The organism is Mesorhizobium sp. M2A.F.Ca.ET.043.05.1.1, assembly GCF_003952445.1.
Classification (GTDB): domain Bacteria; phylum Pseudomonadota; class Alphaproteobacteria; order Rhizobiales; family Rhizobiaceae; genus Mesorhizobium.
This window is the reverse complement of record NZ_CP034446.1, coordinates 3,385,486-3,399,064: the sequence shown is the minus strand read 5'-3', so window position 1 is coordinate 3,399,064 and position 13,579 is coordinate 3,385,486. Positions and strand designations below refer to the sequence as shown.

The 13,579-nt window shown below is 65.3% G+C and carries 13 protein-coding genes; 10 read left to right on the top strand and 3 right to left on the bottom strand.

Translation table 11 applies throughout. From position 1 onward, the window contains the following. The first annotated feature begins 18 nt into the window (after positions 1 to 18). The 4 genes from EJ069_RS16745 (at position 19) to EJ069_RS16730 (ending at position 5,209) form a co-directional block, all read left to right on the top strand. The gene (locus EJ069_RS16745) at positions 19 to 747 is read left to right on the top strand and encodes an SDR family oxidoreductase (protein WP_126062241.1); all 729 of its coding nucleotides are present in this window, start codon (positions 19 to 21) and stop codon (positions 745 to 747) included. A gap of 113 nt (positions 748 to 860) precedes the next feature. Further along, a complete protein-coding gene (locus EJ069_RS16740) occupies positions 861 to 2,468 on the top strand; it encodes an FGGY-family carbohydrate kinase (RefSeq protein ID WP_126062240.1) in 1,608 nt (535 codons plus the stop codon). A gap of 199 nt (positions 2,469 to 2,667) precedes the next feature. After that, the gene (locus tag EJ069_RS16735) at positions 2,668 to 4,437 is read left to right on the top strand and encodes an acyl-CoA dehydrogenase family protein (protein WP_126062239.1); all 1,770 of its coding nucleotides are present in this window, start codon (positions 2,668 to 2,670) and stop codon (positions 4,435 to 4,437) included. A gap of 19 nt (positions 4,438 to 4,456) precedes the next feature. Beyond that, complete coding sequence (locus EJ069_RS16730) at positions 4,457 to 5,209, top strand: crotonase/enoyl-CoA hydratase family protein (RefSeq protein ID WP_126062238.1); 753 nt, start codon at positions 4,457 to 4,459, stop codon at positions 5,207 to 5,209. Between the two features lie 15 nt (positions 5,210 to 5,224). Here EJ069_RS16730 and pdxH read toward each other — a convergent pair whose 3' ends face one another. Next, complete coding sequence (gene pdxH / locus EJ069_RS16725) at positions 5,225 to 5,842, bottom strand: pyridoxamine 5'-phosphate oxidase (RefSeq protein WP_126062237.1); 618 nt, start codon at positions 5,840 to 5,842, stop codon at positions 5,225 to 5,227. 40 nt (positions 5,843 to 5,882) lie between these two features. Here pdxH and EJ069_RS16720 point away from each other — a divergent pair, with 40 nt between their 5' ends. From EJ069_RS16720 to EJ069_RS16705, 4 genes are all read left to right on the top strand, one after another. Continuing rightward, the gene (locus EJ069_RS16720) at positions 5,883 to 6,347 is read left to right on the top strand and encodes an RT0821/Lpp0805 family surface protein (protein WP_126062236.1); all 465 of its coding nucleotides are present in this window, start codon (positions 5,883 to 5,885) and stop codon (positions 6,345 to 6,347) included. A gap of 100 nt (positions 6,348 to 6,447) precedes the next feature. Beyond that, positions 6,448 to 7,374, top strand: coding sequence for a J domain-containing protein (locus EJ069_RS16715; protein WP_126062235.1), 927 nt, complete (start codon positions 6,448 to 6,450; stop codon positions 7,372 to 7,374). A 108-nt stretch (positions 7,375 to 7,482) separates the two neighbouring features. After that, complete coding sequence (fabI, locus tag EJ069_RS16710; protein WP_042641715.1) at positions 7,483 to 8,301, top strand: enoyl-ACP reductase FabI; 819 nt, start codon at positions 7,483 to 7,485, stop codon at positions 8,299 to 8,301. 105 nt (positions 8,302 to 8,406) lie between these two features. After that, positions 8,407 to 8,994, top strand: coding sequence for a histidine phosphatase family protein (locus tag EJ069_RS16705; protein ID WP_126062234.1), 588 nt, complete (start codon positions 8,407 to 8,409; stop codon positions 8,992 to 8,994). A gap of 241 nt (positions 8,995 to 9,235) precedes the next feature. Here the strand turns inward: EJ069_RS16705 and EJ069_RS16700 are convergent, their stop codons facing one another. Further along, a complete protein-coding gene (locus EJ069_RS16700) occupies positions 9,236 to 9,499 on the bottom strand; it encodes a DUF1344 domain-containing protein (protein ID WP_042641719.1) in 264 nt (87 codons plus the stop codon). Between the two features lie 195 nt (positions 9,500 to 9,694). On the opposite strand from EJ069_RS16700, the gene aroC reads away from it, so the two are divergent. Then, the gene (aroC, locus tag EJ069_RS16695) at positions 9,695 to 10,801 is read left to right on the top strand and encodes a chorismate synthase (protein ID WP_126062233.1); all 1,107 of its coding nucleotides are present in this window, start codon (positions 9,695 to 9,697) and stop codon (positions 10,799 to 10,801) included. Positions 10,802 to 10,910: 109 nt separating this feature from the next. Then, a complete protein-coding gene (gene ribB, locus EJ069_RS16690) occupies positions 10,911 to 12,011 on the top strand; it encodes a 3,4-dihydroxy-2-butanone-4-phosphate synthase (protein ID WP_126062232.1) in 1,101 nt (366 codons plus the stop codon). Between the two features lie 344 nt (positions 12,012 to 12,355). On the opposite strand, the gene EJ069_RS16685 is transcribed toward ribB, so the two are convergent. Continuing rightward, positions 12,356 to 13,576, bottom strand: a complete 1,221-nt coding sequence (locus EJ069_RS16685; protein WP_126062231.1) for an MFS transporter — start codon at positions 13,574 to 13,576, stop codon at positions 12,356 to 12,358. Positions 13,577 to 13,579 lie beyond the last annotated feature (3 nt).

Sequence of the window (13,579 nt, the reverse complement as noted above, 5' to 3'; positions counted from 1 at the left end):
CAAACGAGAAGGGTACACATGGCTCAAGATCTTTCGGGAAAAGTCGCCGCGGTCACTGGCGCGGCATCGGGCATCGGCCTTGAATGCGCCAGGGCGATGCTTGCTGCCGGCGCCCGCGTGGTGCTGGTTGACCGCGCTGAAGACAGGCTGAAGGAGGTCATCGCCGAACTCGGCGACGGCGCCATCCCGCTGGTGGTCGACCTCACCAACCCCGCCAGCGTGGCGACCATGCTGCCCGGCATCCTCGACAGGGCCGGCCAACTAGACATCTTCCACGCCAATGCCGGCGCTTACGTCGGCGGCGAGATCCTCAATGGCGACCCGGATGCCTGGGACCGCATGCTGAACCTCAACATCAACTCGGTGTTCCGCTCGGTGCATGCGGTGCTGCCGCACATGGTCGGACGCAAGACCGGCGACATCATCGTCACCAGCTCCATCGCCGGGCTGGTCCCCGTCGTCTGGGAGCCGGTCTACACGGCCTCCAAGCACGCCATCCAGGCCTTCGTCCATACGCTGCGCCGTCAGGTCGCCAAGCACGGCCTGCGCGTCGGCGCCGTGGCGCCCGGCCCGGTGGTGACGGCGCTGATCAGCGACTGGCCGCAGCAGAAGCTCGAGGACGAGCTGGCGGCCGGCGGGCTGATGCAGCCTGTCGAGGTCGCGGAAGCCGTCCTGTTCATGCTGACGCGGCCGAGGAACATCACAATTCGCGATCTAGTGATCCTGCCGCAGAGCAATGATTTGTGAGGCAGTAGGAATGAGGCAGTAGGGAGTAGGGAAAGAGGCTCTTGCGTCCAGCCATTCAACACTGACCTACCGCCTACCGCCTACCGCCTACTGCCCCGCTTCTGAGGTCCCCCATGTCTTCCCACTTCCTTGGCATCGATGTCGGCACCGGCAGTGCGCGCGCCGGCGTCTTTGACGAGCGCGGCGAGCTGCTCGCTTCCGCCAAGCGCGACATCGCGCTCTTCGTCGAGCCTGGCGAGATCGCCGAACAATCCAGCCGCGACATCTGGCAGGCGGTCTGCGCCAGCGTGCGCGAGGCGGTCGAGATGGCTGGCGTCGATCCCAGAGACATCGGCGGCATAGGCTTCGACGCGACCTGTTCCCTGGTGGTGGTCGATGATAATGGCCAACCTTTGCCGATCGGCCGCTCTGGAGACAGCGACAGGAACATCATCGTCTGGATGGACCATCGCGCCCTCGACCAGACCAGGCGCATCAATGCCCTCCGGCATCCCGTCCTCGACTATGTCGGTGGCGTCATCTCGCCGGAAATGGAGACGCCGAAGCTCCTGTGGCTGAAGGAGAACCTGCCCGCGACTTTTGCCAAAGCGCGGCATTTCTTCGACCTTGCCGACTACCTGACCTGGCGCGCCACCGGCAGCCTTGCCCGTTCGGTCTGCACCCTTGCCTGTAAATGGACCTATCTCGGCCATGAGCGGCGCTGGGATGACAGCTATTTTTATTCCGTCGGGCTCGGCGATCTTGCGGATGAAGGATTTGCCCGCATCGGGACCGAAGTGGTCGATCCCGGCACGGCGGTCGGCGCCGGCCTGACGGAAGCGGCCGCGACCGAACTGGGGCTGGTCGCGGGCACGATCGTCGCCGCCGGGCTGATCGACGCCCATGCCGGCGGCGTCGGTACCGTGGGTGCTTCCGGCGATGCCGGCACCATCGCCTCGCGCATGGCCTATGTGCTCGGCACTTCGGCCTGCACTATGGCGAGCAGCCAAGGTCCGGCCTTCGTTCCGGGCGTATGGGGGCCCTATTACTCCGCCATGGTGCCGGGGTTCTGGCTGAGCGAGGGCGGCCAGTCGGCGGCCGGCGCGGCCATCGATCTGCTGGTGCATTTCCACCCTGCCGCAGCCGAGGCCGCCGCGCGCGCGGCTGCGGAAGGCAAATCGCTGGTCGACTGGCTGGCCGCGGCCGCTACGGAGGCTTCGCTTGATTTATCCGCCGCCGCCACGCTCGCGGGAAGCATCCATGTCGTGCCCGAATTCCTCGGCAATCGTTCGCCCTTGGCCGACCCGGATGCGCGCGGCCTGATCGCCGGGCTCGGCACCGACCGTTCCGTCAACAGCCTCGTCGGCCTCTACGTGGCCGGGCTTTGCGGCCTCGGCTACGGCGTGCGCCAGATCGTGGCAGCGATGGCGTCGTCCGGCCTTGTCGTCGACACAATCGTCATCAGCGGTGGCGCCGGGCAGTCGCCGCTCGTGCGCCAGCTGCTTGCCGACGCCGCCGGCTTGCCGGTCGCCGCGTCGCAATCAGCCGAGCCAGTGCTCCTGGGCGCCGCCATTCTTGGAGCGGTCGCGGCTGGGCGTTACCCCGACCTGTCGAGCGCCATGCCTGCCATGTCACGGCTTGGCGACATTTTTACACCTGCGTCGGGCGACATCCGCACTTGGCACGACAAGCGTTACGAAGCCTTCTTGGCACTGCAGGCGGTGGGCCGCAGCCTACGCTGATGGTTCGATCAGCCCCCTAAACAGCGCCCGAACCTCGAACGGATCGGGCCCCGGCTCCCGCTCCACCCGTGAATGGCGAAGTCCACGCAAAAATCCGCGTGACAAAGTTTGACGTTTACGTAAAAAGAAGGTGCGAAATCGACGCATGGTTTCGCTTCGGCCATGCACTACGATTGGCTGGGACGGAGGAGGATGAGACATGTATCGCGCGCCCGTCGAGGATATCGCCTTTACGCTCAAGCACGTGGCGGGGCTGAAGCCGGCGCTGGACGCCGGCATTTTCGGTGACCTCGGCGAGGACTTGGTCGACGCGATCCTGGCTGAAGCCGGCCGCTTCGCCAGCGAGGAGGTGGCTCCGCTCTACAAGATCGGCGACGAGCATGGCGCGGTGCTGAAGGATGCGGTCGTCACCACGCCGCCCGGCTGGAAGGAGCTTTACCGGCGCTGGATCGACGGCGGCTGGAACGCGCTGTCGGGGCCGGAGGAGTACGGCGGCCAGGGCCTGCCGACCATGCTCGGCGTCGCCGCGCTCGAAATGTGGAACTCCGCCGCCATGGCCTTCGGCATCGGCCCGACGCTGACCATGGGCGCGGTCGAGGCGCTCGACAAACACGCCTCGGAGGAACTCAAGGCCAAATATCTCGCAAAGCTCGTCTCTGGCGAGTGGATGGGCACGATGAACCTGACCGAACCGCAGGCGGGCTCGGACCTCGCGGCCCTGCGCAGCCGCGCCGAGCCGGTTGGCGACGGCACCTACCACATCTTCGGCCAGAAGATCTTCATCACCTATGGCGAGCACGATTTCACCGACAACATCGTGCATCTGGTGCTGGCGCGATTGCCCGACGCGCCGGCCGGCACGCGCGGCATCTCGCTGTTTCTGGTGCCGAAATTCTTCGTCAATGACGATGGCTCGCTTGGCGCCCGCAACGACGTCTTCTGTTCCGGCCTCGAGCACAAGCTCGGCATCCATGCTTCGCCGACCTGCACGATGATCTATGGCGACGGTTTTCAGGGTGCCCAGCCCGGCGCCATCGGCTGGCTGATCGGCGAGGAGAACAAGGGGCTCGCCTGCATGTTCACCATGATGAACAACGCGCGCCTCGCCGTCGGCATGCAGGGCGTAGCCGTCGCCGAGACCGCGACGCAGAAGGCGATCGCCTATGCCAATGAGCGCCGCCAGGGCAAGGCTTCCGCCTATGCGGGCTCCGGCATGGCGCCGATCGTCCATCATCCGGACGTGCAGCGCAATCTCCTCACCATGCGGGCGCTGACCCAGATCGCGCGCTCGATCAGCTATTCCTGTGCCCATGCGCTCGACCGCGCCCGCGTCGGCGAGGGCGAGGCAGGAGCGAAATGGCATGACCGCGCCAGCCTGCTGACGCCGCTCGCCAAAGCCTTCTCCACCGATGTCGGCGTCGAGGTCGCCTCCCTGGGTGTCCAGGTTCATGGCGGCATGGGCTTCATCGAGGAGACGGGCGCTGCCGCGCTTTATCGCGACGCGCGCATCGCGCCGATCTATGAAGGCACCAACGGCATCCAGGCGATCGACCTTGTCTCGAGAAAGCTGCCGCTCGGCGGCGGCGAGCATGTGCATGGTTACATCAGCGAACTGAAAGCGGTGGCGGACGCCGTGCGCACCTCCAATATCGAAGGCTTCGGCCGCACCGCCGACAATCTCGACCGCGCGCTGGCCGATCTCGACGAAGCGACGCGCTTCCTGCAAAAACTGCTTGCCGACGGCGAGGCCGACGCCGCGATGGCCGGCGCCACGCCCTATCTGCGCCTGATCTCGCTCGCCGCCGGCGGCGCCTATCTGGCGCAGAGTGGCCTGGCAGACCGCAGCCGCATCGCGCTTTGCCGCTTCTTCGCCGAAAACCTGCTCGGCGAGACGCGCGCCTTGAAGGAGCGCGTCATCGACGGCGCCGAAAGCCTCGCCGCCGCCGGCAAGGCGCTGATTTCAGCCTGACGTTCACAAGGAAAAAATCGTGACCGACCATATCCTCGTCGAGCGCCAGGGCGCCGTGCAGATCATCCGCATCAACCGCCCGGACAAGAAGAACGCGCTGACGCGCGCCATGTACGCGAAAATGTCGGCGGCGCTCACCGAAGGCGACGCCGATCCGGCGGTCCGCGTGCATGTCTTCCTCGGCGTTCCGGGCGCCTTCTCCGCCGGCAACGACCTCGCCGATTTCCTAGTCATCGCCACCGGCGGCGAGGGCGGCAACGAGGTGTGGGATTTCCTGATGGCGCTGGCCATGTCGCAGAAGCCGATGATATCCGGCGTCGACGGCATCGCCGTCGGCATCGGCACCACGCTCAATCTGCATTGCGACCTGACCTTCGCCACGCCGCGCACGCTGTTCCGCACGCCCTTCGTCGATCTCGGCCTGGTGCCGGAGGCCGGCTCCAGCCTGATCGCGCCGCAGCTTCTGGGCCGGCAGGGCGCCTTCGCGCTGCTTGGGCTCGGCGATGGCTTTTCGGCCGAGCGCGCCAAGGCCGCCGGACTGATCTATGACGTCGTCGCCGAAGACGCGTTGGAAAGCACGGTGCTGGCCGCCGCCAACGGCATCGCCGCCAAGCCGCCGCAGGCGCTGAAGATCGCGCGCGACCTGATGCGCGAGCCGCGCGAAGCGCTCGTCGCCCGCATCAAGGTCGAAGCCGAGCATTTCCGCGAGCGGCTGACGTCCAACGAGGCACGCGCCGCGCTCACCGCTTTCATGACGCGCAAGAAGAGCTGAACGCGTCGCCCGCCCTCAAGGATAAAGCCTGGTCTTGTCCCAGCCGCCGGCGGCGTTGCGTGAAAACACGACACGGTCATGCAGCCGGAACGGCCTGTCGTGCCAGAACTCGATCGTCTGCGGCACGATACGGAAGCCCGACCAATGCTTCGGCCGCGGGATCTCGCCGATGGCGTAGCGCGCCGTGTATTCGGCCACCGCCTTCTCCAGCGCGAAGCGGCTCTCCAGCGGCCGCGACTGCTTCGACGCCCAGGCGCCGATGCGGCTGCCGCGCGGGCGCGTGGCATAATAGGCGTCGGCCTCGGCGTCGCTGACGATCGTCACTGGCCCGCGCACGCGCACCTGGCGGCGCAGCGACTTCCAGTGGAAGCACATCGCCGCCTTCATGCTGCCAAGAATTTCGCGGCCCTTGGCGCTCTCGAAATTCGTGTAGAAGACAAAGCCTTTTTCGTCGAACCCCTTGAGCAGCACCATCCGCACATCCGGCATGCCGTCGGCGTCGACGGTTGCCAGCGCCACGCCATTGGGATCATTGGGCTCGCTCTTCGTGGCGTCCTCCAGCCATGCGGCAAAGAGCCGGAACGGCTCCGCCGCTTCGGTGAAGTCACTGCTTGTTAACTCGGTTTCGTTCATAGTTTTCCAAATTTTTAACATTGCGGGAGGAGTTCGCCGATTGTCGCGTATCGCGCAAGCTTTTGACAGCGGGCAATGGAGCGTTATCGCTTCGGCCAGTGCCAAGGCTGCGCTGCTGACCTTGGCGCTTCCCCTTGCCGCCTGCGGCGCCGGCGGCTTCAGCCTGCAAAAAGCCGAGGTCGACCGCTCGATCATCACCGCCAGCGCGCCGTCCTCGCCAACCGCGCCGGCTGCCTCCGACCAGGACTCCGACCAGACCACCATCGGCAACGCGGTTTCTTCCGCCGACATCAAGGAGCTTGGCGGCCAGACGGTGCCATGGGCCAATGCTGGCACCGGCTCGCGCGGCGCGATCACCGAACTGGTGGAACTGAAGGACGGCGGCCTGACCTGCCGCCGTTTCAGCGCCACGCGCGAGAGCTTCGACGGCGTTGCGCTCTACAAGGGCGAACTGTGCCTGGCCGAAGCCGGCGGCTGGCGCATGCAGGAGTTCAAACCGCTCTGATTTAGGCAGCGCAAATCCCTCTTGCGCCACTGGAATTTCTTCCTATGCGAGCGCATATAGGGTGCAACCGTGGATTCAATCTCTCTTGCAGGCAGGAAGCATGCGCGACCCCTATGAGGTGCTGGGCGTTGCCAAGAACGCATCGGCCAAGGACATAAAATCGGCTTACCGCAAGCTCGCCAAGAAATATCATCCGGACCAGAATCCGAATGATCCCAAGGCGAAGGACCGTTTTGCGGCCGCCAACCAGGCTTACGAGATCGTCGGCGACGAAAAGACACGCGCCGCCTACGATCGCGGTGAGATCGACGCCGATGGCAAGCCGAAATTCCAGGGCTTTGAAGGCGCGGCCGGCGGCGACCCGTTCGCCGGGTTCCGCCGCCAGCAGGGCCCGGGCGGCGCGCATTTCGAATTCCGCACCGGGCGTCCGGGCGGCGATCCGTTCGACGGCAACAGCGACATCTTCAGCCAGATCTTCGGCGATGCCTTCTCCGGCGCCCGCGGCGCTGGCCGGGGCGATCGCCGGCAGCCGGCGCAGGCTGCCGACCTCAACGTCACCATGGACATCAGCGTCGAGGAGGCGGCCACCGCCGACAAGGTGACGGCGATGTTCCCCGACGGCCGCAAGGTTGCGGTCAAGCTGCCGGCCTATGTCGAGGACGGCCAGACGATCCGCCTGAAGGGCCAGGGCGAGCAGGGGCCTGGACAGCCGGGCGACGCGCTGGTCAAGATCCACATCCGCCGTCACCCGCGCTACCGCATCGAGGGCCGCGACCTGCATGTGGATCTGCCTGTCGATCTGGCCGACGCCGTGCTCGGCGCCAAGGTGGCGGTCGAGACGCCGACCGGCAAGCTCGCGGTCAACGTTCCGGCATGGTCTAGCTCGGACAAGGTGTTGCGGCTGAAAGGCCGGGGCTTGCCGGAAAAGGCCGGCGGCCACGGCGATCTCTATGCCCATGTGCGGCTGATGCTGCCGGAGGGCGGCAATGCCGAGCTTGAGGCCCTGATGCGCCGCCAAAAAGGCTGATCGAGGGAATTTTGTTCCCGTTACAGTGTCTTTTGAGCGCTTGAAGGGGCTCTGTGCCTGTGCGATAGGGCTCTCCACAAAGCAGATATTCTTGCGGAGAGCTTGCACATGGCAGGTGGACAGGGCCTGATGGCCGGTAAGCGAGGCCTGATCCTGGGCGTCGCCAACAATCGGTCGATCGCTTTCGGCATCGCCAAGGCTTGCGTCGATCACGGCGCCGAGATCGCGCTGACCTATCAGGGCGAGGCCTTCAAGAAGCGCGTCGAGCCGCTGGCGGCCGAGCTCAACGCGCATGTCGCCGGCCATTGCGACGTCACTGACCCGGAAAGCCTCGACGCGGTCTTCGCCGACATCGCCAAGCACTGGGGCAAGCTCGACTTCCTCGTCCATGCCATCGCCTTCTCCGACAAGGACGAGCTCACCGGCCGCTATGTCGAGACCACGCGCGACAATTTCCTGCGCACCATGGACATTTCGGTGTTTTCCTTCACCACCATCGCCAAGCGCGCCGAGCCGCTGATGACCGATGGCGGCTCGCTTTTGACGCTGACCTATTACGGCGCCGAGAAGGTGATGCCGCATTACAACGTCATGGGTGTCGCCAAGGCGGCGCTGGAAGCGAGCGTGCGCTATCTCGCCGTCGACCTCGGCGCCAAGAAGATCCGCGTCAACGCGATCTCGGCCGGTCCGATCAAGACGCTCGCCGCCTCGGGCATCGGCGATTTCCGCTATATCCTGAAGTGGAACGAATACAATTCGCCGCTGAAGCAGACGGTCACCCAGGAAGAGGTCGGCGATTCCGGCGTCTACTTCCTGTCCGACCTGTCGCGCGGTGTGACCGGCGAGGTCCATCACGTCGATTCCGGCTATCATGTCGTCGGCATGAAGGCGGTCGACGCGCCGGATATCTCGACCGTCAAGGACTGATCTTTCCGCCTATCCAGCGTCCAAGCAATTCCAGGAAAAGTGCGAAGCGGTTTTCCGCCCGGAATTGCTTGCAAAAGCAAATAGCGTCCGACCTTGGAAGACCTGATGTACCCGCTCGTCTACATCGCGCGCCACGGCCAGACCGAGTGGAATACCCAGCGTCGCCTGCAGGGTCAGGCCGACACCGACATCAATGAGCTTGGACGCCAGCAGGCGACTGCCAACGGACGGCGCCTGGCCGCGATGATCGGCAAAGGTGAGGGTTTCGACTTTGTCGCAAGTCCGATGCGGCGCACATGCGAAACAATGGAACTGATGCGCGCGGCAATGGGACTCGACCCGCTCGCTTACCGGACGGAGCCGCGTCTGGTGGAATTGAGTTTCGGCGAATGGCAGGGTTTTACGTTTCGGGAGCTCGAGGCAAGGCATCCTGGATCCACGCATGGCCGCCGCGCCGCGAAATGGGATTTCCAGCCGCCCGGCGAGGGCGCGGAAAGCTACGAGATGCTGCTCGAACGGGTGAAGCCTTGGTTCGACGCGCTTGACCGGCAGACGGTGTGTGTCACCCATGGCGGCGTCATGCGCTGCCTTTTCCGCCTCGTCACCGGCCTTTCCAAGCAGGAAGCCGCCAGTCTCGATGTCCCCCAGGACCGCCTGCTTCGGCTGGAAGGCCGGAGTTTGGAGTGGTTATAGGTCCGGGTGCGGCCGTGAAGGTCGTCATCCTTGGGCGCAGCGACGCGAAGCGGAGCGAAGACCCGGGGATCCATGCCGTGACATTCCCCGAATGGTAAAAACGGTGCAGAAAAGATCGTTCTGCACCGCTGAAAAGCTCAGACGTAGTGGCATGGATTCCAGGGGCTGCGCGCCGTCGCTACGCTCCTTGCTCCGCCCTGGAATGACGAAGCTTAGGCGTTCAAGCCCCTGGCCGGAAAAGTTAGTTCTGGTCGCTGTCGGGCAACTGCATATCGGTCACGACATTCTCGCCATTGCTCACGTCATAGGCGATGACGATGTCCATGCCCGGCTTCAGCGAGTCGATATCGGTCTCGGCGTTGAGCTTGTAGGCCTTTCCGTCGTCAAGCGTCAGCGTCAGCGTGTCCTTGTCGACCTTCTTGATCAGGCCCTCGGTCTGGCCGGCGAATGCGGCGGCAGTGGAAATCATGAGCATGGCGCAGGCGGCGCCAATCAGGGTACGCATCGTCGTCCTCTTTGGTCATTGCGCCGGCTGGTCAGCGGCGGGTCCTCAACGGCGGATGGGAAGAGAGCAGAAACCAACCGAATGTGTCAAAACTAAATCCGCCACATCACAGTTTGATGCAGCCGTTTGACCACTGTGGAAAACGCCAATAGAAGGCAGCCGTAGCCGGTTTCCTCGCCGGGCAGGACGTTTTTCATGTCTCACAACACATTCGGCCATCTCTTCCGCGTCACCACCTGGGGTGAAAGCCATGGCGCGGCGCTCGGCTGCGTTGTCGACGGCTGCCCGCCCGGCATCCGCTTCAGGCGCGAGGACATCCAGGCCGACCTCGACCGCCGCCGCCCGGGGCAGTCGCGCTTCGTAACCCAGCGCCGCGAGCCGGACGAGGTCAAGATCCTGTCCGGCTTCATCCTCGACGAGGACGGCGAGACGATGATCACCACCGGCACGCCGGTGTCGATGCTGATCGAGAATGTCGACCAGCGCTCCAAGGACTATGGCGAGATCGCCCGCCAGTACCGGCCGGGCCATGCCGACTACACCTATGACGTCAAATACGGGTTGCGCGACCATCGCGGCGGCGGCCGCTCCTCGGCGCGCGAGACGGCCGCCAGAGTTGCGGCCGGCGCGCTGGCGCGTAGGGTTGTGCCCGGCATGACGGTGCGCGGCGCCCTGGTCGCGATGGGCGAAAAGTCTATCGATCGCGCCAACTGGAACTGGAATTTCGTCGGCGATGCCGAAAATCCGTTCTTCACGCCGGATCCGGCCTCGGTCCCGGTCTTCACCGAGTACCTGGACGGCATCCGCAAGGCCGGTTCCTCGGTCGGCGCGGTAATCGAGATCGTCGCGGACGGCGTGCCGCCCGGGCTCGGCGCCCCGATCTACGCCAAGCTCGACCAGGACATCGCGTCCGGCCTGATGTCGATCAACGCCGTCAAGGGCGTCGAGATCGGCAACGGCTTCGAGGCCGCCCGCATCACCGGCGAACAGAACGCCGACGAGATGCGCATGGGCAATGACGGCAAGCCGGTGTTCCTGTCCAACAATTCCGGGGGAATCCTGGGCGGCATCTCGACCGGACAGCCGATCGTCGCCCGCTTCGCCGTCAAGCCGACTTCGTCGATCCTGACGCCGCGCAAATCCATCGACAAGGACGGCAAGGATGTCGAGGTGATGACCAAGGGCCGCCACGACCCGTGCGTCGGCATCCGCGCCGTGCCGATCGGCGAGGCCATGGTTGCCTGCGCGATCGCCGATCATTATCTGCGGCACAGAGGACAAACGGGGAGGGGAGGGGAGTAAGGCAATAGGGCAGTATGTTAAGCAGCCCCGCCGAAACAGCCAAAATTTCCTTTCCCCTACTCCCTTACTGCCCTATTCCCCTACTCCCTTGCGAGCGAAGCGAGCGCCCATGCCTTACGACCAGAAGAAGATCGTCGAAGCGATCCGCGCCTTCGAGCGCGGCGAGATCGTTGTCGTCATGGACGATGACGGGCGCGAGAACGAGGGCGACCTGATCGTCGCCGCCGTGCATTGCACGCCGGAGAAGATGGCCTTCATCGTGCGCAACACCTCCGGCATCGTCTGCACGCCGATGCTGCGCGAGGATGCGAGGCGCCTGAATCTCGCGCCGATGGTGGCGGACAATGATTCGGCCCACACCACCGCCTTCACCGTCAGCGTCGATTTCAAGCATGGCACGACGACAGGCATTTCCGCCGACGACCGCACGCTGACCGTGCGTAACCTCGCCAACGGCAATGTCGGCCCGTCGGATTTCGTGCGCCCCGGCCACATCTTCCCGCTGATCGCGCGCGAAGGCGGCGTCTTGATGCGCTCCGGCCATACGGAGGCCGCGGTCGACCTCTGCAAGCTTGCCGACCTGCCGCCGGTCGGTGTCATTTCAGAGCTGGTCAATGATGACGGCACGGTCAAGCGCGGGCCGGAAGTGCAAGCTTTCGCGGAACAGCATGGCCTGAAGCAGGTTTCGGTGGCCGACCTCATCGCCTACCGCCAGCGCAAGGAAACGCTGGTCCAGCGCGTCGCCTGTTCCGATATCGAAACGCCAGGCGGCAAGGCGCAGGCCTTCACCTACACGCTGCCATGGGATTCCATGCACCACCTGGCGGTCGTCTTCGGCGACATCCGCGACGGTGAGGAGGTGCCGGTGCGCCTGCACCCGGAGGACGTCGTGACCGACGTGTTCGGCACCAGCCACCGGCTGGACGGCATCATGAAGGCGATGGGCGAGCGCCGGCGCGGTGTCATTGTCTATCTGCGCGAAGGCTCGGTCGGCGTCGCCCACCAGGAGCGCAAACGTCCGGTGAGCGGCGACCGCGAAGATCACGAAGAGGCTCGCCGGCGCGAGAACGAATGGCGCGAGATCGGCCTCGGCGCCCAGATCCTCAAGGACCTCGGCATCTCCTCGATCAACCTGATCGCCTCGCGCGAGCGCCACTATGTCGGTCTCGAGGGCTTTGGCATCCATATCGCCAAGACTGAGATTCTGTAGTCCGTCAGGGTTGGCGCCGGAGGTCTATGGCAGCCTGCCGGCGTTGCTGACCGACCGAAGCCTCCCCGACTTGGCCGAACCCTTCCGCAACGCAGGCGATTGGCCGAGACCTATGCGACGTCGTCATCCACGGGCGGAGCAAGGAGCGAAGCGACGCGCGCAGACCCGAGGATCCATTCCGTGACTTTCACGTGTTGCGACGGTGCAGAATTCCGCTCCGTCGCGTCCTACGATCAAGGTCACGGAATGGATCCTCGGGTCTTCGCTCCGCTGGGCGTCGCTTCGCCCGTGGATGACGACGTCGCATAGGTCTCGGGCTAACCGCAACGTCGGCCAAATAACCGTCACTCCGCAGGCGCCACCGCTTCGCCTCTGTCCACATCGCAATCGTCCGTCGCCAGCCGGCATTGGCCGGCAAGCACGGTGCCCAGCGCAATCGCGCCCGCCGCGACCGAGACCCAGAACCCGTTCTGCGGGCCGAAAGTGTCGACCATCCAGCCCGCGGCGAAGGAACCCAGCGCCATGCCGATGCCGATGCCGGTCGTCACCCAGGTGACGCCTTCCGTCAGCATGGCCGGTGGCACGTGGCGCTCGATCAGGCCGAAGGCGGTGATGAAGGTCGGCGAGATCGCGACGCCGCTGACGAACACCGCCAGCGCCAGCGTCGGCACCGTGTCGGCGAAGAGCAGCGGCAAGGTGGTGAGCGCGATCACGGTGACCGCGAGTGCCAGCTGCCGCTGCAGCGGCGCCTTCAGGCTGAGCGCGCCGACGATGATCCCAACCACGAAGGATCCCAGCGCATAGACGCCGATGACAAGGCTCGCCGCCTCAGGCTGGCCGAGCGCCTTGGTGATGGCGACGGTGGTGACTTCCGTGGTGGCGAAGGTCGCGCCGACGAAAATGAGGGCGAAAGTGATGATCTGCACCGGTCGCAGGCGGATCGCCGAGCCGGTCGCCCCATGCTCCGCCGGCCGCGCTGGCGGCTCCGTCGAGCGCTGCAGCAGGAATGCCGCTGAGCCCAGCGCAAGCAGCAGTGTGCTGACGACCATGCCGGCCTCGGGAAACAGCGCCGCGCTCAACCCCACCGACAGCGAGGCGCCGGCGACATAGACCAGTTCGTCCGCGGCTGACTCGAAAGCAAACGCCGTGTTGAGCTCCGGCCGATCGCGAAAGATCTCGGTCCAGCGCGCCCTAACCAGCGCCGGAATGCTGGGCATGGCGGCGGCGAGCAGGGCCGAACCGAACAAGGTCCATGCTGGCCAATGCCGGTTGGCCGCGATAATCAATGTCGCGAAGGCAAGCACCGAGACGAGCGTCATGGGCACCGCGATCGCCAGCTGGCCGCGCCGGTCCACCAGCCGCGACACATGCGGCGAAAGAAAAGCGTTGACCAGCGCATAGGTGGCCGAGACCGCGCCGGCCAGCCAGTACTCGCCATGCGTCTGCGACAGCATCGCCACGATGCCGATCGGCGCCATGGCGATCGGCAAGCGCGCGACGAAGGCGGCTGCGGCGAAGCCTTTCGTGCCGGGAGCCCGAAAGATGTCCGCATAGGAGTTTCGCATGAT

Coding starts and splice junctions, on each gene's coding strand:
- EJ069_RS16745 (WP_126062241.1), top strand. CDS start 19: ATGGCTCAAGATCTTTCGGGAAAAGTCGCCGCGGTCACTGGCGCGGCA.
- EJ069_RS16740 (WP_126062240.1), top strand. CDS start 861: ATGTCTTCCCACTTCCTTGGCATCGATGTCGGCACCGGCAGTGCGCGC.
- EJ069_RS16735 (WP_126062239.1), top strand. CDS start 2,668: ATGTATCGCGCGCCCGTCGAGGATATCGCCTTTACGCTCAAGCACGTG.
- pdxH (WP_126062237.1), bottom strand. CDS start 5,842: ATGAACGAAACCGAGTTAACAAGCAGTGACTTCACCGAAGCGGCGGAG.
- EJ069_RS16715 (WP_126062235.1), top strand. CDS start 6,448: ATGCGCGACCCCTATGAGGTGCTGGGCGTTGCCAAGAACGCATCGGCC.
- fabI (WP_042641715.1), top strand. CDS start 7,483: ATGGCAGGTGGACAGGGCCTGATGGCCGGTAAGCGAGGCCTGATCCTG.
- EJ069_RS16705 (WP_126062234.1), top strand. CDS start 8,407: ATGTACCCGCTCGTCTACATCGCGCGCCACGGCCAGACCGAGTGGAAT.
- EJ069_RS16700 (WP_042641719.1), bottom strand. CDS start 9,499: ATGCGTACCCTGATTGGCGCCGCCTGCGCCATGCTCATGATTTCCACT.
- aroC (WP_126062233.1), top strand. CDS start 9,695: ATGTCTCACAACACATTCGGCCATCTCTTCCGCGTCACCACCTGGGGT.
- ribB (WP_126062232.1), top strand. CDS start 10,911: ATGCCTTACGACCAGAAGAAGATCGTCGAAGCGATCCGCGCCTTCGAG.
- EJ069_RS16685 (WP_126062231.1), bottom strand. CDS start 13,576: ATGCGAAACTCCTATGCGGACATCTTTCGGGCTCCCGGCACGAAAGGC.